The organism is Bradyrhizobium arachidis (assembly GCF_015291705.1).
In the GTDB taxonomy this organism is placed as follows: domain Bacteria; phylum Pseudomonadota; class Alphaproteobacteria; order Rhizobiales; family Xanthobacteraceae; genus Bradyrhizobium; species Bradyrhizobium arachidis.
Window position 1 is genome coordinate 8,706,385 of record NZ_CP030050.1, and the last position, 20,103, is coordinate 8,726,487.

Here is a 20,103-nt window from a genome sequence, read left to right on the forward strand (position 1 = left end):
CCCTTCGGGCGCCCCGGAATGACGACTAGGCAGACACCGGCGCCACCAGCCGCCGATAGAGATGCCACGTCGCATGCCCAAGCACCGGCAGCGTCACCACCAGCCCGAGAAAGTAGGGCAACGCTGAGACGATCAGCAGCATCACGATCACGGCGGCCCATCCGATCATCGGCAGTGGGCTCGTCACCACCGCGCGCACGCTCGTCACCATCGCCGTGACGAAATCGACCTCGCGGTCGAGCAGCAGCGGAAACGACACCACGGTCAGCGAAAACAGAATCAGCGACAGCGCGGCGCCGACCGCATTGCCGATCGCGAGGAAGAGCAGGCCCTCGTTCGTCGTCAGCACCACCGTCATGAATTCCTGCAGGCTGGAGAACGAGGCATGCAGTCCGAGCAGCAGCGCGATCAGGAGTCGCACCTGGTACATCCAGATCACGAACACGAACAGCGTGACGAAGGCCATCCAGCCGATCTCGCTGCGCGAACGTATCGCCGACCAGATCGCGCCGAACGACACCGGCTCGCCGTGCTCGCGGCGCCGGCTGACCTCGTAAAGGCCGATCGCCACGAATGGCCCGATCAGCGCGAAGCCGGCGGCAAGGGGATAGACGAGATAGACCATGCCGAAGGCGGTGAGGCAGAGCATGATGACGATGCCGCCGGCGGCATAGAGCGCGCCGAAGGCAAGGCCGTAAAGCGGCAGCGCCTGGAAATCGCGCAGGCCCTCGGCCAGCGCCTCGGCGATGTCGGTCGCCGCGACGGCACGCACCACCGGATCGACCTTGCCCGAGATGGACATCGGCTTCCTCCCCGTCTGCCGGCGCGATCTCTCGTCGCGCACGGATGACAATATTAGCGCTGCCGCGCCCACGCGCAACTTGCTGGGGGATGACGCGAAGGTGCAACGATGCCGAAATACCTGCAGCGCGAGATGCTTGTCTCTTCCGTGCGATTTTCGAGCCTATACCTATGGACTGCACTGACCATCGTGCCGCAAATTGTACCTCCGAACAAACACGCGCGAAGAGCGGATCCGCCCCACCGATGAGCCTGCGTACCCGGTTACTGATCCTCGTCATCGCGGCCATGCTCGTGCCGGCGATCCTCGTCGGCCTGCGCTTCGTGCAGAACCGGACCAGCGAGATCAACGCGGCCCTGGCTAATCTCGCCGCATCCGCCGACGACATCGCGAGCGATCTGGACGAGAAGATCCAGGGCACCGCCCAGCTTCACTATGGCCTCGCCCGCGCCCGAGACGTCGACACGCGCGACAAGGCGGCATGCTCGGCGTTTCTCTCCGATGTGCGCGAAGAATATCCGCAGTTCACGGGAATCCTGACCATCGATCCCGACGGCAGCCTGTTCTGCGACTCGCTGCGGACCAACCGCACGCTCGATCTGAACGATCGTGCCTATTTCAAGCAGGCGAAGGTCTCGCAAGGTATCGTCGCGGTGGAGCCGGTTTTCGGCCGCCTCACCGGAATATCGGTGCTCCAGATCGCCTATCCCGTGCGCTCGGACGCCGGCGCGCTGAAATTCGTCCTGCTGGCTTCGTTCAATTTGAACAAATTCGCGGAATTTCACGACAAGCGTCTGCTCGCCGAGAAGGAGATCCTGCTCGTCGACAGCAAGGGCACGGTGCTGGTCGCGCCCAAATTGGGTGGCTGGCGCGAGCCCGTCGGCGCGTCGATCGCGGGATCAGACCTGTTCCGCTTCGCGGCCTCACCCGATGGCGAGGCGTCGCGCGAGTTGACCGATCGCGAAGGCCGCGCGCAGGTCTGGGCCGTCGCCCGCTCACCGTCGATGCGCAAGGCTGGCCTCTATATCATCGTTGGACGATCCAAGGACGGGCTGGTCGCGGCGGCGAACCGCCGGCTCTACGAGGACATGGCGATTCTCGCGGTGGCCTCGCTGCTGCTGCTGGCCGGCGTCTGGATCCTCGCAACCGTCAGCCTCGGGCGCCAGGTGGGGCGGCTCGCCGCGATGGCGAAACGGCTCGGGCTCGGCGATCTCAGCGCGCGCATTCCGCCGCCTTATCCGGGCGGCGAGCTCGGCGGACTGATGATGCTGCTCAACGGCACGGCCGAGTCGCTCGAGCAGCAACGCGCCGCCATCGCCGACCTCAGCCACAAGCTCAGCCAGTCCCAGAAGATGGAAGCCATGGGCCAGCTCACCGGCGGCGTGGCGCACGATTTCAACAACCTGCTGACCGTCATTCTCGGCAACTCCGAGCATCTGGCCGACAGGCTGGCGGGCAACAAGGAATTGCAGGGGATCGCCAGCGACATTGCGACCGCCGCCGAGCGCGGCGCCGACCTGACACGCAGCCTGCTCGCCTTCGCGCGCAAGCAGCCCTTACGGCCGCGCGAGATCGACATAGCCGAACGAATCCTCGGCATGGAGCAGTTGCTGCGTCGGACACTGGGCGAGCACATCGAGTGCAGCTTCGCGTTCGGACCGGGTTTATGGCTGACCAGCGTCGATCCCGGCCAACTGGCAACTGCCCTGCTCAACCTCGTCCTCAACGCGCGCGACGCGATGCCTGACGGTGGCAAGCTGACCGTCGAGGTGCGCAACAACTCGCTCAGCGAATCCGATCTCGACGTCAACGGCGAGCCGCGGCCGGGCGACTATGTCATGGTGGCCGTGACCGATACCGGCTGCGGCATGGAGGCGGACACCGCGAGCCGCGCGTTCGAGCCGTTCTTCACCACCAAGGAGGTCGGCAAGGGGACCGGCCTCGGCCTCAGCATGGTCTACGGATTTGCGCAGCAATCCGGCGGTCTCGTGCAATTGCAGTCAGAGCCGGGACAGGGCAGCGTCGTCAGGCTGTTCTTTCCCCGCATCGCGACGGCGCTGAATGAGGAGCCGCCACCGCCGGAGCCGATCGTTGCCCCCGACGGACACGAGACTATTCTCGTCGTCGAGGACGACGACATGGTGCGAGCCTATGTCGAGAGCGAGCTGAGAGCCCTCGGCTACCGCGTCGTCGCCACGTCGAACGGGCCCGCAGCACTGGAGCTGCTACGCCAGCCCGGGGACGTCCATCTGCTGTTCACCGACGTCGTAATGCCCGGCGGCATGTTCGGCCCGGAGCTTGCGAGGCAGGCAACCCAATTGCGGCCAGGGCTCAAGGTGCTCTTCACCTCCGGCTATAGCCAAAATCCGGTCAAGACGCCCGACGGGGTCGACGCGCGCATTCTGACCAAGCCATTCCGACGGCAGGATCTCGCCGCGACGCTGCGATCGGCGCTGTCGCGCTAAAGCATGATCCGGACCCGGAGGGCCGCGTTAGCGCAAAGTGCCCAGCGGTTTTCCGAAAGATCATGCTCAAGTCAGCGAGATACGAGCAGCAGCGCCACGCCGAGATTGGCCGCGAACAGCGCCGCGTCGATGACGAAGATCCTCAGCATCGGACCTTTCAGCACCGGCCAGTATGCCACCCCGACGCGCCCTCCGCGCATCAGGACCGGAAGATTGTAGGCGAACTGGCTGAAGTGGCAGGCGGCGAAGAACAGGAACAGCGCGAGCTGCGCCTCGACCGGCTGGAAGAACGAGGGGCGCGCCGCCAGAAGATAGAGCGACAACAGCCCGATCGGCAGGTTCATCCCGCCGAGGAACGCCACGCTCGCCGCCAGCGTCGGCGCGATCGGATTGCTGCGCTCTTCGCGCGGCAAAAGTATCTTCAACGTGTTGGCTTGCGCGATGCTGAACTGGACGAAGGCGCCGCCGAACCAGAGCGCGTTGAGCAGCAGGACGAAATCCGAAAGGTGCATGGTCATTTTCCGTAAAAGGCTTCGCTGCGCACCACCCGGCCCGCATCATCGAAATCCATGAACTCGCTGGCGCGGGTGTCACCGAGCTGCCACCACACCGTCAGGCGCGCGATGACCTCGTCCCAGCTCCAGCTCAGGATCTTCAGGTCGGCGCTTTCGATGTGGCCATAGGCCTCTCGCCAATAGGCGCGGATGTTCTCGGCGCCCCTGACGACAGCAGAACCGGTCAGCGACAGCGCCAGGGGGCTGCGCATCTGCGCATCGTCGGCAAAATGCGCGACGACCGCGTCGATGTCGACCCTGCACCAGCTCGCGCACCAAGCCGCGACGAAGCGTTCGGCAGCCGCGCGATCCATTTTCCGTGCGCTCATGACGCAGCCCTCCCCGGCCCGTTGCCGGGAAGGTGGCAAAGCGTGCGTCTCATGTCAACTATGTTGACCTCAAGATCTATCAGTTGTTGTCGGCGATCGATCCCATTACGGCCATCCATGCCGCCGCCCCCGGCGCCCCGACGCGGTCGAACGCCTCGCGCAGGACCTTGCGTTCGTGGTCAGACGCCTTCTGCTCGATGCGCTGCCCCGCGGCGGTCAGGCGCAGCAGTTTTGAGCGATGCTGCTCGGGCGCCCGCTTCGACGTCAGGAGCTTGCGCTCCAGCAGGAGATTGAGCGGCCGGTTCAGCGCCTGCTTGGAAATGCCGAGAATCTCGATCAGCGCGCCGATCGCGATGTCGGGCCGGCGCGCCACTACGTAAAGGATACGATGATGCGGACGCGACAGGCCCTGCTTCGCAAGATATTCGTCGGCCTCCAGCGTCATGCCGCGCCAGCCGTAATACATCAGCTCCAGCGCCGCATCGAGATCGTGCAGCTTGTCGAGCGATGCGCGGTGAAGCCCCGCGACTTGGGCGGACTTTGCCATTGTCGGAAGCTAACCCCTCGCGCGCAGCTCGCGCCGCAGCACCTTGCCCGTCGCCGTCATCGGCAAGGTCTCGGCGAATTCCACGAAGCGCGGATATTCATGGGCGGCAAGCTGCACCTTCACGAATTCCTGGATCTCGCGCGCGAGCGCATCGCTGCCGGTAAAGCCCGGACGCAGCACGATCCATGCCTTGATCGACTCGGTGCGGATCGGATCGGGAATGCCGACCACCGCGGCCATCGCCACCGACGGATGCTTCATCAAGGTGTGCTCGATCTCGGAAGGGCCGACGCGATAGCCGGCGGTGGTGATGACGTCGTCCTCGCGGCTGACATACCAGAAATAGCCGTCCTCATCCTGCACGCCGAGATCGCCGGTGAGCAGGAACTCGCCGGCATATTTCTTCGCCGTGGCCTCCGGATTGCACCAGTATTCGAGCATCGTGCACGGGCACGGCTGGCGCACGCCGATGATGCCGCGCTGACCGCGGGGCTGCTCCTCGCCCTGGTCGTTGACGATGCGGACATCGAAGCCCGGCGTCGCCTTGCCCATCGCGCCCGGGCGGATCGGAAACAGGTTGGAGTTGCTGCCGATCACGAGATTGCACTCGGTCTGGCCGAATACTTCATGGGCGTCGATGCCAAAGGTCTCGCGCACCCAGCCGAGCAGCTCGCTGCCGAGCGATTCGCCGCCGGTGAAGATGCTGCGCAGCTTGACGCCGGGATGCTTCACGCCCGCCTGCCGCATCAACTTGAGCGCCGTCGGCGGCAGGAAGACGTTGCGCACGCCGAGGTCGGCCATCATCTGCATCGCCGCCTGCGGCTCGAACTTTCGCGCACGATGTCCCACCAACGGGATGCCGTGGTACCAGAATGCGAACAGTCCGTTGATGAGACCGCCGATCCAGGCCCAGTCCGCCGGCGTCCACATCAGATCGCCGGGCCTCGGCAAGAAGTTGTGGCACATCTCGACATTGGGCAGATGGCCGAGCACGACGCGATGCGCATGCAGCGCGCCCTTCGGGTTGCCCGTGGTGCCTGAGGTGTAGATGATCAGCGCGGGATCGTCGGCGGAAGTATCGACGGTCGCAAAGTCCTCGGACGCGGTTTCGATCGCTGACCAGAACGGTTTTGCGCCGGCGTGAACCGCGCCGCTCGTGATATAGATGTCCTGCAAATAGGGCAGCCGTTCGCGGATCTTCGTCAGCTTCTCCCAGCCCGCTTCGTCGGTGATGATGGCTCTCGCTTGCGAATTCGACAGGCGGAACTCCAGCGCGTCCTCGCCGAACAGAGCGAACAGCGGAATCGAGATCAGGCCGGCGCGGAATGCCGCCACATGCGCGATCGGCAATTCCAGCGACTGCGACAGGAACACCGCGACGCGGTCGCCGCGCACAAGGCCGTCGGCCTTCAGTACATTGGCGAAACGCCGCGACATCTCCGCGACCTCGTCGAACGAGGTACGCGTGGTCGCGCCGTTCTCGTCGACATAGACCAGCGCGAGGCGGCCGGTGCCGTCGGCATGCCGGTCGCAGCACGCCTCCGCCATGTTGAAGCGGGCCGGGATGTCCCAGCGGAAGTTGCGATAGAGCTCGTCGTAGGTTGCGGCTTCGGTCAGCATGGGCTTGGGTCGTTTCCGTACTCTCGGCGTCATGGCCGGGCTTGTTCCGGCCATCCACGAGGCCACTTGTTTTGGTGCCAGTTTAAGGCCGTGGACGCCCGGGACAAGCCCGGGCATGACGGTACTTCTCGGGCGTCATTCCGGGGCGACGCGCCAGCGTCGAGCCCGGAATCCATTGCGCGGCATTTGCTGCGGCCCAATGGATTCCGGGTTCGCCCTGCGGGCGCCCCGGAATGACAGCGGGGTCTTACCGCACCGTCGCGAAAAACGTCCTGACATCGCGCACGAACAGCTCCGGCTGCTCGAAGGCGGCGAAGTGGCCGCCCTTCTCCATCTCGCTCCAATGGGTGATGTTGTGGAAGTTCGGCTCCATCCAGCGCCGCACTGGCGTGATGATCTCCTTCGGGAACACTGCAACGCCGGTCGGCACCTTGACCACCGGCATGGTGCGCCGCTTGCCAAAGCTCTCCCAATAGAGCCGCGCCGACGAGGTCGCCGTCTCGGTCGCCCAATAGAGCATGACGTTGTCGAGCAGCTCGTCCTTGTCAAAGATGTGCTCGGGGTGGCCGTCGCAATCGGTCCAAGCCCAGAACTTTTCGAGGATCCAGGCCGCCTGCCCGCTCGGCGAATCCGTCAGGCCATAGCCGAGCGTCTGCGGCCGCGTCGACTGTTGCCTGGAATAGCCGGAGTCGAGATCGACGTAATGCTTGAGGCCGGCGAGCGCGCGCTTCTCCTCCGCCGTCGGGTCACCCTCGACCTTCGGGGCGGCGTTGAACGCGAGCGTGATGTGGATGCCGGCGCAGTGCTCCACGTCCTGCGCGCCGAGCGAGGTCGTCACCGCCGAGCCCCAGTCGCCGCCTTGCGCGCCGTAACTGATATAGCCGAGCCGGTCCATCAGCTTGGCCCAGGTCGCGGCGATGCGGTCGACACCCCAGCCGGTGCTCTTCGGCTTGGCCGAGAAGCCGAAGCCGGGCAGCGACGGACACACCACGTGAAACGCATCGGCGGGATTGCCGCCATGCGCGGCGGGATCGGTGAGCGGCGCGATCACCTTCTGGAATTCCACGATGGAGCCCGGCCAACCATGGGTGATGATCAGCGGCAGCGCGGACGGTTCTTTCGAGCGCGCATGGATGAAGTGGATGTCGAGCCCGTCGATCTCGGTGGTGAACTGATCGAAGCGATTGAGCTTTGCCTCACGCGCGCGCCAGTCGTAACCGCTCGCCCAATAGCCACAGATCTCCTGAATCCATTGCAGCGGCGCGCCCTGGCTCCAGTCGTCCACCAGCTCCGCCTCCGGCCAGCGCGTGCGGGCGAGGCGCGATTTGAGGTCGGCGAGGATGTCGTCGCTGATGGCGATGCGGAACGGTCTGATCGCGCCGGTCATCGGTTGGCTCCCTCTTCTTGTCATTCCGGGGCGCGCGGAGTGCGAGCCCGGAATCCATTGCGCAACAGAGTCGGCGGCCCGATGGATCCCGGGCTCGACGCTTCGCGTCGCCCGGAATGACGGCTAGCCCGTCAGCGCGGCCTTCACGAGGCCGGACGCCTTACCAAAATCCATCTGTCCGGCATATTTCGCGCGCAATACCGCGATCACCTTGCCCATGTCCTTCATACCGGCAGCACCGGTCTCGCCGATGGCGTCCGCGATCGCCTTCTTGACCTCGTCGTCGGACATCTGCTTCGGCAAATAGGCCGAGATCACCGCGATCTCTTCGCGCTCCTGCGCGGCGAGTTCGGCGCGGCCGCCCTTGTCGTAGAGTTCGACCGATTCCTGGCGCTGCTTGATCATCTTCTGGAGCACGGCGAGCAGGTCGGCGTCGGTCAGCGGCGGCTTGCCCTGCCCGCGCGCGTCGATGTCGGCGTTCTTGATGGTCGAGTTGACCATGCGCAGCGTGGACAGCTTGCGCTCGTCCTTGGCCTTCATGGCCTCCTTGACCGCATTGTTGATGTCGTCGCGCAGCATGGCCGGGGTCCTCTCAATCTGTCGCGCCTGATCTAAGCCGTTCGCGGCCAAGAGGCCAGACTGGACCGCTTGCCGGTGCTTTGTTTCCCCACCGGCCGCCGAAATGGCTCAAAATTGCCAGTTCCAGCTTAAGTGGCCGAGGCCGCCCGTCAATTATGCAAAAACGCATGTGAATCGGCCCTCTCCCGCTTTGACGCCAGCGCCGGCCCAGACTATGAAACGCGCTCATGACCCAACATGAAAACGATACCGCTTGGCCGGACCACAAACCGACCGCGCTCCTCGTGCTCGCCGATGGCACGGTGCTCGAAGGCTTCGGTCTCGGCGCCGAAGGCCACGCCGTCGGTGAAGTCTGCTTCAACACCGCGATGACCGGCTATGAGGAGATCCTCACCGATCCCTCCTATGCCGGCCAGCTCATCACCTTCACCTTCCCGCATATCGGCAATGTCGGTACCAACGAGGAAGACATCGAGACGGTGAACATGGCCGCGACGCCCGGCGCGCGCGGCGTGATCCTGCGCACCGCGATCACCGATCCTTCGAACTACCGCGCCACCAAGCACCTCGACGCCTGGCTTAGGGCGCGCGGCATCATCGGCCTCTCCGGCATCGACACCCGGGCGCTGACCGCGCTGATCCGCAGCAAGGGCATGCCCAATGCCGTGATCGCGCATTCCAGGACCGGCGAATTCGATTTGCATGGCCTCAAGGAGGAAGCGCGCGAATGGCCGGGCCTCGAGGGCATGGACCTCGTGCCGATGGTCACCAGCGGCCAGCGCTTCACCTGGGACGAGACGCCGTGGGCCTGGGACAAGGGCTTTGGCCGGCAGGACAAGCCGGAGTTCAACGTCGTCGCCATCGACTATGGCATCAAGCGCAACATCCTGCGCCTGCTCGCCGGCGTCGGCTGCAAGGTGACGGTGGTGCCGGCGACGACCTCGTCCGAAGACATCCTGGCGATGAAGCCTGACGGCGTGTTCCTGTCGAATGGCCCGGGCGATCCGGCAGCCACAGGCAAATATGCCGTGCCTGTGATCCAGGACGTCATCAAGTCGGGCACCCCGACCTTCGGCATCTGCCTCGGCCACCAAATGCTCGGCCTCGCCGTCGGCGCGAAGACGAAGAAAATGCATCAGGGCCATCACGGCGCCAATCATCCCGTGAAGGACGAGACCACCGGCAAGGTCGAGATCACCTCGATGAACCATGGCTTTGCCGTGGACGAGACGACGCTGCCGAAGGGCGCGACGCAGACCCACATCTCGCTGTTCGACGGATCCAATTGCGGTATCCAGCTCGACGGCAAGCCGGTGTTCTCGGTGCAGTACCACCCCGAGGCCTCGCCGGGTCCGCGCGACTCGCACTATCTGTTCCAGCGCTTTGCCGATCTGATGCGGCAGAAGAAGAGCGCGTAAGGCGCGCTCGCAAAGCTGTGTCACGCATCGAGCCCGGGCCTGGTCCCGGGCTTCTTCGTCAGAGGAACGTCGTCTCCCGCCCCCCGTTGATCCCTGCTACGCTCACGCAGGAGTCCCGCTATGTCCGTCGTCCGCGACCATGCCGAGCCGCTCGCCATCGTGTTCGAGGATGACGGGCTCGTGCCGAACAACATCCTTCCCTTCCTGGTCTACCAGGGCGCGATGAAGCTCGATCCCAAGCATCCGGAAGAGACGATCGAAAACCTGTTCGAAGCGAATGACTGGGGCGGCACGTGGCGCAATGGCGTCTACGATTATCTCCACTATCATTCGACCGTGCATGAGGTGCTCGGCATCGCGCGCGGCTATGCGCGGGTCCGCTTCGGCGGCGATCATGGCCAGGAGCTGGAGATCAAGGCTGGCGACGTCGCGATCCTGCCCGCCGGCACCGGGCATCAATGCATCAAGGCGAGTGACGATTTCTCCGTGATCGGCGCCTATCCACCCGGCAGCAAGATGGAGATCACGCGACCCTCGCCGGAGAACCACGCCAAGGCGTTGAAGACGATTCCGAAAGTGGCGTTGCCGCCAGCCGATCCGGTCACGGGCAAGGATGGCGCGTTGATGCGGCTGTGGAGATAGCTACAGGCGCGGTCCCGTAGGGTGGGCAAAGCGAAGCGTGCCCACCAATATTAGCCGCATGGATAGAAGGTGGGCACGGCGCGCGAAGAGCGCGCTTTGCCCACCCTACGGGAGCTACGGCAGCCGAGCCTCACGCCTCGTTGCCGCCTTCCTGCCGCGTGGCCTCGAACAAAAACCACGTTCGCCGCTCGGTCTCGTCGATGAAGACTTCGAGGATGCTGGCGCTGGCGACATCGCCGGCCTCGTCACAGACCTCATGCGCCTTCCGCATGGCAGCCGCGACATGCTTGTTGTCCTGCATCAATTCGCGCAGCATCTCGCGCGGCGGGACGTAATCCTCGTTGTTGTCCTTGATGGTCTGGAGTTTTGCGACCTGGCCGATCGATTTGAGCGTGGTGCCGCCGATCTTGCGGACGCGCTCGGCGAGCTGGTCGGTGGTGGCGAAGATCTGATCGGACTGCTCGTCGAGCAGCAGATGATAGTCGCGGAAATGCCGGCCGCTGATGTGCCAGTGGAAATTCTTGGTCTTCAGATACAGCGCGAAAGCATCGGCCAGAAGCACGTTGAGCGCCTCCGAAACCTTGTTGACCGCCTGGGACGACAGATCGGTGGGGGTGTCGAGGTCGGGCGAGACCTTGCTGGGGGCTTTGCTCACGATGAACCTTCCTGTTAGGACGCGGACATTGACGGCGCGCCGTCGCACCCCTAACGCAAGGCGGGCAGCGCCGGTTCCTTCCCAGGAACCACTCGGCCGGGACCCTCGGATATCATGGACGATTGGATCGATTATTACGACTCGACGCATACGATCTATGTCAGCAAGCTGCATCGCGATTTGCACTTCCAGATCATCGCGCGGGACATCATTGGTTACATCCCCTCGCCCGACGCGAGCGTGCTGGACTATGCCTGCGGCGAGGCGCTGTCGGCGAGCCAGGTGGCATCGGCCTGCGGCAAGCTGATCCTGGCCGAGCCGGCGCCCGGCGTGCGCGGTCGGTTGATCGCGCGCTTTGCCCCGAACACGAAAATCCGCGTCCGCTCGCTCGACGACGTCCGCAAGATGCAGGACCAGTCGATCGATCTCGCGGTGATGAACTCGGTCGCGCAATACATGACATCGGAGGAGCTCGACGGCGCGTTGCTCAACATCCGCCGCATCCTGAAGCCCTCCGGCAAGCTGGTGCTCGGCGATATCTTGCAGCCCAATGTGGGCATGGGCCGCGACGTGATGGCGTTGCTCAGCTTCGGCCTGCGGCACGGTTTTCTGAAGGACGCGCTGATCGGGCTGATCAGCACCGCGCTGTCAGATTACCGTCACTTACGCTCGCGCATCGGGCTCCAGCGCTACAGCGAGGACGAGATCACCGCCAAGCTGAGGGCCGCGGGCTTCGCGGTCCAGCGCGCTCACACCAATATCGGCCACAATCGCTGGCGTATGAGCTTCATCGCGCGGCCGCCGCTAGTTCGTTAAGCATAATAATTAGCTGAGGTGGCCTGCGGTATCCTGATCAGGCATGATCGCGACGGCCCGGTGGCGGAAGCGTCTACGCGAGGGCGGTGCAACGCTCTTCATCCTGGTTCAAATCCAGGCCGGGTCTCCACGCTTCGCGCCTTCGGGGCTACGCGTGGCGCAGCCACGCAAGCCCCGAAGGGGCGCAGCGTGTCCGGCGTAGATGGAGCGAAGCCCAAGCGAAGACGGACTGCCGGCCAAACCGCACGCAATCGTCTCAACTTCAGTCCGCCTCGACCACCTCGCACTCCGGCAGCAGCTGAAGCCGGTCCGCGTCCTTGGCCGCCGAGCTGATCACGGCATCGAGCAATCCCGGAAAACGCGCATCCAGATCCTCACGGCGCAGCCGCATGAAGCGGTTGGTGCCCGCGACGCGCGTCAGCATCAGGCCGCATTCGCGCAGTTTTGCGAAGTGATAGGCAAGGTTGGATTTGCCGGCGAGCCCGGAGAAGTCGCCGCAGCAGAGCTCGCTGCTGACACGTTCCTGCTGGGCAAGCTGGTAGACGATCGCCAGTCGGATCGGATCGCTCAGGCAATCCAGAACCATCGGCAGCTCGATCTGCTCGCGGGTGGGATGGAGGGGCGTGCGGCTCATGGTCCCGAATCATAGCAAAGCGGCCGCAATGTTCAATAGTTCTTGAACCAATTGACACTGAAACCGTTGCGTTCGATAGTTCAATAAACATTGAACATAGGGATCGTCTTCACATGAGCGTATTCTGGCTGGCCCTCGGGGCCTTCGCGATCGGCACCGAAAGCTTTGTGATTGCTGGTCTTTTGCCAGCGATCGCCAATGATCTCTCGATATCCGTCTCGGCGGCCGGCCAACTAGTGACCGCCTATGCCCTCACCTATGCCGTGGGATCGCCGATCCTGGCCGTGGCACTGAACAATATCGACCGCCGCACGGTGCTGGCGCTGGCGCTGACGACCTTCATCGCTGGCAATCTCGCGGCCATGGTGGCGAGCAACTATGCCTTCCTGCTGGCCTCGCGGATGCTGATGGCGCTGGGTTCGGGCCTGTGCATGCCGACGGCGCTCGCGGTGTCGGTGGCCGTCGCCTCCCCCGAAAGGCGCGGCCGCGCGGTAGCGCTGGTCACCTCGGGCCTCACGGTCGCGACCGTGATCGGCGTTCCTCTCGGCAACCTCGTCGGCAGCCTGCTCGGCTGGCGCGCGACCTTTGCGATGGTTGCCCTGATCGGCGCTGTTGCGCTTGCAGGCCTCCTGCTCGGCCTGCCCCGCGGCCTGCCGCGCAACACGGCTTCGCTCGGCGAACGGCTGGCGGTCGCGCGTCACAGCAATGTCGTGATCACCATTCTCTGGGCGCTCGGCGGCTTCACCGTGTTCACCTATTTCGCGGTCCCGCTGCATGGCCTTGGCTTCGATGCCTCGCAGATCAGCCTCGCACTGCTGGTGTTCGGCGGCGCCGCCGCGATCGGGAACATGCTCGGTGGCATCCTCGCCGACCGGCTCGGCACGCTCGCGACCGCAGCCCTTGGCCTCGCCGGCATGGCGAGCGCGCTGATCCTGCATTCGCTGGTCCTGAAGCTGATGCCCGGCCAGGCGCATTACGCGGTGCTGGGCGCGATCTTCCTCTGGGGCCTCTCGGGGTGGGCGTTCTATCCGGCCCAGATCGCCAGCATCATCCGGATCGAGCCGCAGGCCTCGATGATCGCGCTCTCGCTCAATGCCTCCGCGATGTATCTCGGCTTCGCCATCGGCGGAGTGCTCGGCGGCGCGGTGCTGGCCACCCTGTCGGCAACCGACCTCGGTTGGATCGGCGGATCGAGCGTTGCGGCCTCGCTTCTGGTGCACCTCGCTCGTGGCTGGCAGGCACGACCAAAACCCGTCAAAATTGCCGGTTGATGGGCGTTTTTCGGGGTTTCGCCGCCCCGAAAACTGGTCTAAGACCCACCCGCGCGCGAGGGAAGACCCCGCGCTCTCGCACAAGGGGACGCGCGGCAAGCGCGCCCTTTTTTTGTGCCTAAATTCCAGTCCGGCGAGAGTTGATGCCCAAACGTACAGACATCACCACCATCCTGATCATCGGCGCCGGTCCCATCGTGATCGGCCAGGCCTGCGAGTTCGACTATTCGGGCACGCAGGCGGTGAAGACGCTGAAGGAAGAGGGCTATCGCATCGTCCTCGTCAATTCCAACCCGGCCACCATCATGACCGACCCGGAATTGGCCGATGCGACCTATATCGAGCCGATCACGCCCGAGATCGTCGCCAAGATCATCGAGAAGGAACGCCACGTCATTCCCGGCGGCTTCGCGCTGCTGCCGACCATGGGCGGCCAGACCGCGCTGAACTGCGCGCTATCGCTGCGCCGGCAGGGCACGCTGGAGAAGTTCGACGTCGAGATGATTGGCGCCACCGCGGATGCGATCGACAAGGCCGAGGACCGCCAGCTTTTCCGCGAGGCCATGACCAAGATCGGGCTCGAGACGCCGAAGTCGCGTCTCGCCAACGCCTCCGAGCTGAAGAAGTCGTTCCGCGACAAGTACCACGCCGAACGCGAGAAGCTGTCGGGGGCAGCGCTCGAAGAGCTCGACCGGCAATGGACCCTCGGCGAAAGCGACCGCCGCAAGCGCTATCAGGAATATGCGCTGGGACAGGCGATGATGGCGCTGTCCGAGATCGGCCTGCCCGCGATCATCCGCCCCTCCTTCACCATGGGCGGCACCGGCGGCGGCATTGCCTACAACAAGGAAGAATTCCTCGACATCATCGAGCGCGGCCTCGACGCGTCTCCGACCAACGAAGTGCTGATCGAAGAATCCGTGCTCGGCTGGAAAGAGTACGAGATGGAGGTGGTGCGCGACAAGAAAGACAATTGCATCATCGTCTGCTCGATCGAGAACCTCGATCCGATGGGCGTGCACACCGGCGATTCCATCACGGTCGCGCCGGCACTGACGCTGACCGACAAGGAATACCAGATCATGCGCGACGCCTCGCTGGCGGTGCTGCGCGAAATCGGCGTCGAGACTGGCGGCTCCAACGTGCAGTTCGGCGTCAACCCCGAGGACGGCCGCATGGTCGTGATCGAGATGAACCCGCGCGTGTCGCGCTCGTCGGCGCTGGCCTCGAAGGCCACCGGCTTTCCGATTGCCAAGGTCGCAGCAAAACTCGCGATCGGCTACACGCTCGACGAGATCGCCAACGACATCACCGGCGGCGCGACGCCCGCCTCGTTCGAGCCGACCATCGACTACGTCGTCACCAAGGTGCCGCGTTTCGCCTTCGAGAAATTCCCCGGCGCCTCTACCACGCTGACCACGTCGATGAAGTCGGTCGGCGAAGTCATGGCGATCGGCCGCACCTTCCAGGAAAGCCTGCAGAAGGCCTTGCGCGGGCTCGAGACCGGATTGACCGGCCTCGACGAGATCGAGATCGAAGGTTTGGGCCGCGACGACGACAAGAACGCGATCCGCGCCGCGCTCGGCACGCCGACGCCGAACCGGCTGCTTCAGGTCGCCCAGGCGATGCGGCTCGGCTGGACAAATGAGGAGATCTTCAAGTCCTGCAAGATCGACCCGTGGTTCCTCGGCGAGATGCGCGGCATCGTCGACATGGAGGAGAAGGTCCGGAAGAGCGGCCTGCCAGGCAACGCCTTCGGCATGCGCACGCTCAAGGCCATGGGTTTCTCCGACGCGCGGCTCGCGGTGCTCGCCCAGATGACGGAAGCCGAGGTGACGGCGAAGCGCCACGCGCTTGGCGTCCGCCCCGTCTACAAGCGCATCGACACCTGCGCCGCCGAATTCGCTTCGCCCACCGCCTACATGTACTCGACCTATGAGGCGCTGTTTGCCGGCGCGCCAGCGGACGAGAGCACCCCGTCCGACAAGAAGAAGGTCATCATCCTCGGCGGCGGCCCCAACCGCATCGGCCAGGGCATCGAGTTCGACTATTGCTGCTGTCACGCCTGCTTCGCGCTGCATGACGCCGGCTACGAATCCATCATGGTCAACTGCAACCCGGAGACGGTATCGACGGACTACGACACCGCCGACCGTCTTTATTTCGAGCCGCTCACCGCCGAGGACGTGCTGGAGATCATCGCGAAGGAGCGCAGCAACGGCACGCTGCACGGCGTGATCGTGCAGTTCGGCGGCCAGACGCCGCTGAAGCTTGCGCGCGCGCTGGAAGCTGCCGAAGTGCCGATCCTCGGCACCTCGCCCGACGCGATCGATCTCGCCGAAGACCGCGACCGCTTCAAGCGCGTGCTCGACAAGCTGCGGCTGAAGCAGCCGAAGAACGGCATCGCCTATTCGGTCGAGCAGGCCCGCCTCGTCTCCGCCGATCTCGGCCTGCCGCTGGTGGTGCGCCCGTCCTACGTGCTCGGCGGCCGCGCCATGCAGATCATCCGCGAGGAGAACCAGCTCAACGACTATCTGCTCGGCACGCTGCCGGAGCTGGTGCCGGCCGACGTCAAGGCGCGCTATCCGAACGACAAGACCGGGCAGATCAACACTGTGCTCGGCAAGAATCCGCTGCTGTTTGACCGTTACTTGTCCGACGCCACCGAGGTCGATGTCGACTGCCTCTGCGACGGCAAGGACGTCTTCATCGTCGGCATCATGGAGCACATCGAGGAGGCCGGCATCCATTCCGGCGACAGCGCCTGCTCGCTGCCGCCGCACTCGCTCGACGCGGTGATGATCGACGAGCTGGAGCGCCAGACCCGCGAGCTCGCGCTCGGCCTCGACGTCGTCGGCCTGATGAACGTGCAATACGCCATCAAGGACGGCGAGATTTACGTGCTCGAGGTCAACCCGCGCGCCTCGCGCACGGTGCCCTTCGTCGCCAAGGTGGTCGGCACGCCGGTCGCGAAGATCGCCGCGCGCATCATGGCCGGCGAGAAGCTGGCCGACTTCAAATTGAAGAAGGGCGAGTTCAAGCACGTCGGCGTCAAGGAATCGGTGTTTCCGTTCGCGCGCTTCCCCGGCGTCGACACCGTGCTGGGCCCGGAGATGCGCTCGACCGGCGAGGTCATGGGCATCGACCGCAATTTCGAGGTCGCCTTTGCCAAGAGCCAGCTCGGCGGCGGCACGCGGGTGCCGCGCAAGGGCACGGTGTTCGTCTCGGTGCGCGAGAGCGACAAGACGCGCATCGCGGAGGCCGTGCGCGAACTGCATTCGCTCGGCTTCAAGGTGCTGGCGACGTCGGGCACGGCGCGCTTCCTCACCGACGAGGGCATCCCGGCCGAGAAGGTGAACAAGGTGCTGGAGGGGCGGCCGCACATCGTCGACGCCATCACCAATGGCGATGTCCAGCTCGTCTTCAACACCACCGAAGGCCCGCAGGCGCTGGCCGACAGCCGTTCGCTGCGGCGCGCGGCCCTCTTGCATAAAGTGCCGTATTACACCACTCTTTCCGGGGCCGTGGCGGCCGCGCAGGGCATCCGCGCCTATCTGGGCGGGGACCTTGAGGTTCGTACCCTGCAGAGCTACTTTTCGGAAACCTGATCGCGGGCGCGGAAAGCTGGCCTTTCCGCTAAGTGATTGGCAATGAAGCCACAATGGCCGGAGGAACTGTCCGGCCATATGGTTGTTCTGTTCCGGCGCCAGACCCACATAACCCACCGGTGGCCGCGTGCTCAGCCCCGGACATAGTGACGAATCAAGGTTGCCGCGCCTCCTGTTGTTGCGGGGGCGCGGGGCCGAAGGACGAGAGAAGAGATGGAAAAGGTTCCGATGACCCAGGCCGGCTTTGTCGCGCTCGGGGAAGAATTGAAGCAGCGCCAGTCCGTGGACCGTCCGCGGATCATCGAGCATATCGCCGAGGCGCGCTCGCACGGAGACCTGTCGGAGAACGCGGAATATCATGCCGCGAAGGAAGAGCAGTCGCACAATGAGGGCCGCATCGCCGAGCTCGAGGACAAGCTCGCGCGCGCCGACATCATCGACATCTCGAAGCTCTCCGGCGACACCATCAAGTTCGGCGCCACCGTGACGCTGGTCGATGAGGACACCGAGAAGAAGACGGTGTGGCAGATCGTCGGCGAGGTCGAGGCCGACGCCAAGAAGGGCCGCATCTCCATCACCTCGCCGCTCGCGCGCGCGCTGATCGGCAAGAAGAAGGGCGCCTCCGTGGAGGTGAATACGCCCGGCGGCGCCAAGGCCTATGAGATCACCAAGGTGGAGTGGCGGTAGCGATTTGCCGCTGCGCTGATGTTCGAAAGGCCGCGCGTTGCGCGGCCTTTTTGTTTCGACGCGGGGCTTGCGTGAGAGAGCCCGCGCTCTCTCCACGCGTCATTGCGAGGAGCGAAGCGACGAAGCAATCCAGACTGCCTCCGCGAAACGATTCTGGATTGCTTCGCTGCGCTCGTAACGACGGTGTGGAGAGCCGCGCGCCCAACTCTTTCACCGTCACCCTGAGGTGCTCGCCTCTTCGGCGAGCCGCGAAGGGCGACGGCCCAACTGTTGCCGCGCGCTGCTGCATGCGGGCCGTGCATCCTTCGAGGCTCCCGATGGGGCGCCCTGCGCCCCATCACTCGCACCTCAGGATGACGGATCGAACAGGCTCGCGCCCTACCTCCGTCCCTTCACGTCCAGCGGCACCGCCGCCTCGTATTTCGAATTGTGCAGCACCAGGGACGTGCGCACATTGCGCACGTGCGGGGCCGCCGTCAGGTGCGTCACGAAATCCTGGAACGTCGCCATGTCAGGCGCGACGCATTTCAGAATGAAATCGACCTCGCCCGACAGCATCCAGCATTCACGCACCAGGGGCTCGGCGCGGACGAAGTCCTCGAAGGCGCGCAAATCAGCCTCGGCCTGGCTGGAGAGGTGCACGGCGGCGAACACGGTGACGTCGAAGCCGAGCTTGCGGGCGTCGAGGAGGCCGCGATAGCCGTGGATATAGCCCTCCTCCTCCAGCGTCCGGACCCGGCGCAGGCACGGCGGCGGCGAGATGCCGACCCGCTTGGCCAGCTCGACATTCGTGATTCGACCGTCGGCCTGGATCTCGGTCAGAATTTTCAGGTCGATCTCGTCTAGGTTCCGCGACACGTGATTGGAACTCCTGGCCTTTGCGGCGGTATTGGGTGGTTTGTCGCAATCCTCATACCCAGTCCGCGCGGCTAGCGCAATTTTATTGCGCGTGCAGCGCAATCGACTTTTGTTCCGTGTTGGAAAAATCCGCTGACAGGGAATGCAATTCTTGCATGGCTCACCAGAAGGCTTAGATTAGCTCTGATATTTCAGCGCCTCCGCGAGGCCTCCCGGCACGTTCCGCGCCCGCGCTGCAAATCCCCCGTGAAAGGCGTCCATCGAAATGTCCGCTCCTGTTCATGCAAAGGTCGTCATCATTGGCTCCGGCCCCGCCGGCTACACCGCGGCGATCTACGCCGCGCGGGCGATGCTCGAGCCGATCCTGATCCAGGGCATCCAGCCGGGCGGCCAGCTCACCATCACCACCGACGTCGAGAACTATCCGGGCTTCGCCGACGTGATCCAGGGCCCCTGGCTGATGGAACAGATGGAGAAGCAGGCGGTCCATGTCGGCACCAAGATCGTCTCCGACTTGGTGATCAAGCTCGACACCCACCAGCGGCCGTTCCGCCTCACCTGCGACAGTGGCGATGTCTATCTCGCCGACACCGTGATTCTCGCCACCGGCGCGCAGGCGCGCTGGCTCGGGCTGCCGTCCGAGGTGAAGTTCCAGGGCGGCGGCGTCTCAGCCTGCGCCACCTGCGACGGCTTCTTCTACCGCAACAAGGAGGTCATGGTGGTCGGCGGCGGCAATACCGCGGTCGAGGAAGCCCTGTACCTCACCAACCACGCCTCGCAGGTCACCATCGTGCATCGCCGCGATCACTTCCGCGCCGAGCGCATCCTGCAGGAGCGCCTGTTCAAGCACCCGAAGATCAAGGTGATCTGGGACTCCGCCGTCGACGAGATCTGCGGCACCGAGAACCCCAACAAGGTCACCCATGTGCGCCTCAAGAACGTCAAGACCGGCGCGCTCACGGACGTGAAGACCGACGGCATCTTCATCGCCATCGGACATGCGCCGGCGACCGAGCTCGTGAAAGACCAGGTCAAGCTGAAACCGTCGGGCTATGTCGAGGTCGCCCCGAACTCGACCGCGACCTCGGTGCCCGGCCTGTTCGCCGCCGGCGACGTGGCCGACGAGACCTATCGCCAGGCGGTCACGGCCGCAGGCCTCGGCTGCATGGCAGCTCTCGAAGCCGAACGATTCCTGTCCCTGCGCGCCAGCGAGCGCGCTGCAGCGGAATAA

The 20,103-nt window shown here is 64.7% G+C and carries 18 protein-coding genes and 1 tRNA gene; 9 read left to right on the plus strand and 10 right to left on the minus strand.

The genetic code is table 11. From position 1 onward, the window contains the following. Positions 1-25: 25 nt before the first annotated feature. Entirely contained in the window at positions 26-802 is a 777-nt protein-coding gene (locus tag WN72_RS41070; protein WP_092215152.1) for a DUF2189 domain-containing protein, read from the minus strand. A gap of 245 nt (positions 803-1,047) precedes the next feature. On the opposite strand from WN72_RS41070, the gene WN72_RS41075 reads away from it, so the two are divergent. Continuing rightward, positions 1,048-3,267 carry an ATP-binding protein gene (locus WN72_RS41075; RefSeq protein WP_092215154.1) on the plus strand — a complete coding sequence of 740 codons (2,220 nt, stop codon included), beginning with the start codon at positions 1,048-1,050 and terminating at the stop codon, positions 3,265-3,267. Between the two features lie 71 nt (positions 3,268-3,338). Here the strand turns inward: WN72_RS41075 and WN72_RS41080 are convergent, their stop codons facing one another. The 6 genes from WN72_RS41080 to WN72_RS41105 form a co-directional block, all read right to left on the minus strand. Continuing rightward, the gene (locus tag WN72_RS41080; protein WP_027563753.1) at positions 3,339-3,779 is read right to left on the minus strand and encodes a hypothetical protein; all 441 of its coding nucleotides are present in this window, start codon (positions 3,777-3,779) and stop codon (positions 3,339-3,341) included. A 2-nt stretch (positions 3,780-3,781) separates the two neighbouring features. Beyond that, positions 3,782-4,150: a YybH family protein gene (locus WN72_RS41085; protein WP_092215156.1), complete on the minus strand. Its 369-nt coding sequence runs from the start codon at positions 4,148-4,150 to the stop codon at positions 3,782-3,784. Positions 4,151-4,229: 79 nt separating this feature from the next. Continuing rightward, positions 4,230-4,697, minus strand: coding sequence for a MarR family winged helix-turn-helix transcriptional regulator (locus tag WN72_RS41090; protein WP_092215158.1), 468 nt, complete (start codon positions 4,695-4,697; stop codon positions 4,230-4,232). Positions 4,698-4,706: 9 nt separating this feature from the next. After that, a complete protein-coding gene (locus WN72_RS41095; protein WP_092215161.1) occupies positions 4,707-6,317 on the minus strand; it encodes an acyl-CoA synthetase in 1,611 nt (536 codons plus the stop codon). 247 nt (positions 6,318-6,564) lie between these two features. Next, positions 6,565-7,704, minus strand: coding sequence for an epoxide hydrolase family protein (locus tag WN72_RS41100; protein ID WP_092215163.1), 1,140 nt, complete (start codon positions 7,702-7,704; stop codon positions 6,565-6,567). A gap of 123 nt (positions 7,705-7,827) precedes the next feature. Next, a complete protein-coding gene (locus WN72_RS41105) occupies positions 7,828-8,283 on the minus strand; it encodes a GatB/YqeY domain-containing protein (protein WP_027563748.1) in 456 nt (151 codons plus the stop codon). A gap of 227 nt (positions 8,284-8,510) precedes the next feature. On the opposite strand from WN72_RS41105, the gene carA reads away from it, so the two are divergent. Continuing rightward, positions 8,511-9,701, plus strand: a complete 1,191-nt coding sequence (carA, locus tag WN72_RS41110; RefSeq protein ID WP_027563747.1) for a glutamine-hydrolyzing carbamoyl-phosphate synthase small subunit — start codon at positions 8,511-8,513, stop codon at positions 9,699-9,701. A 120-nt stretch (positions 9,702-9,821) separates the two neighbouring features. Next, positions 9,822-10,343 carry a cupin domain-containing protein gene (locus WN72_RS41115; protein WP_092215165.1) on the plus strand — a complete coding sequence of 174 codons (522 nt, stop codon included), beginning with the start codon at positions 9,822-9,824 and terminating at the stop codon, positions 10,341-10,343. A 130-nt stretch (positions 10,344-10,473) separates the two neighbouring features. Here the strand turns inward: WN72_RS41115 and WN72_RS41120 are convergent, their stop codons facing one another. Beyond that, the gene (locus WN72_RS41120) at positions 10,474-10,998 is read right to left on the minus strand and encodes a Dps family protein (RefSeq protein WP_027563745.1); all 525 of its coding nucleotides are present in this window, start codon (positions 10,996-10,998) and stop codon (positions 10,474-10,476) included. 114 nt (positions 10,999-11,112) lie between these two features. Between WN72_RS41120 and WN72_RS41125 the strand changes: the two genes are divergently transcribed. Both WN72_RS41125 and WN72_RS41130 read left to right on the plus strand, forming a co-directional pair. Then, positions 11,113-11,814, plus strand: a complete 702-nt coding sequence (locus tag WN72_RS41125; RefSeq protein WP_027563744.1) for a class I SAM-dependent methyltransferase — start codon at positions 11,113-11,115, stop codon at positions 11,812-11,814. A 54-nt stretch (positions 11,815-11,868) separates the two neighbouring features. Continuing rightward, positions 11,869-11,944 (plus strand) — tRNA-OTHER (locus WN72_RS41130). A 132-nt stretch (positions 11,945-12,076) separates the two neighbouring features. Here the strand turns inward: WN72_RS41130 and WN72_RS41135 are convergent. Beyond that, positions 12,077-12,448 (minus strand): ArsR/SmtB family transcription factor, encoded by a 372-nt coding sequence (locus WN72_RS41135; RefSeq protein ID WP_092215167.1) that lies wholly within the window; start codon positions 12,446-12,448, stop codon positions 12,077-12,079. A 113-nt stretch (positions 12,449-12,561) separates the two neighbouring features. Here WN72_RS41135 and WN72_RS41140 point away from each other — a divergent pair, with 113 nt between their 5' ends. From WN72_RS41140 to greA, 3 genes are all read left to right on the plus strand, one after another. Beyond that, positions 12,562-13,719, plus strand: coding sequence for an MFS transporter (locus WN72_RS41140; RefSeq protein WP_092215169.1), 1,158 nt, complete (start codon positions 12,562-12,564; stop codon positions 13,717-13,719). Positions 13,720-13,862: 143 nt separating this feature from the next. Then, the gene (carB, locus tag WN72_RS41145; RefSeq protein WP_092215171.1) at positions 13,863-17,327 is read left to right on the plus strand and encodes a carbamoyl-phosphate synthase large subunit; all 3,465 of its coding nucleotides are present in this window, start codon (positions 13,863-13,865) and stop codon (positions 17,325-17,327) included. A gap of 213 nt (positions 17,328-17,540) precedes the next feature. Continuing rightward, positions 17,541-18,014, plus strand: coding sequence for a transcription elongation factor GreA (gene greA, locus WN72_RS41150; RefSeq protein ID WP_027563740.1), 474 nt, complete (start codon positions 17,541-17,543; stop codon positions 18,012-18,014). Between the two features lie 378 nt (positions 18,015-18,392). Here greA and WN72_RS41155 read toward each other — a convergent pair whose 3' ends face one another. Then, entirely contained in the window at positions 18,393-18,872 is a 480-nt protein-coding gene (locus WN72_RS41155) for an Lrp/AsnC family transcriptional regulator (protein WP_027563739.1), read from the minus strand. Positions 18,873-19,137: 265 nt separating this feature from the next. Between WN72_RS41155 and trxB the strand changes: the two genes are divergently transcribed. Then, positions 19,138-20,103: a thioredoxin-disulfide reductase gene (gene trxB / locus WN72_RS41160; RefSeq protein ID WP_092215173.1), complete on the plus strand. Its 966-nt coding sequence runs from the start codon at positions 19,138-19,140 to the stop codon at positions 20,101-20,103.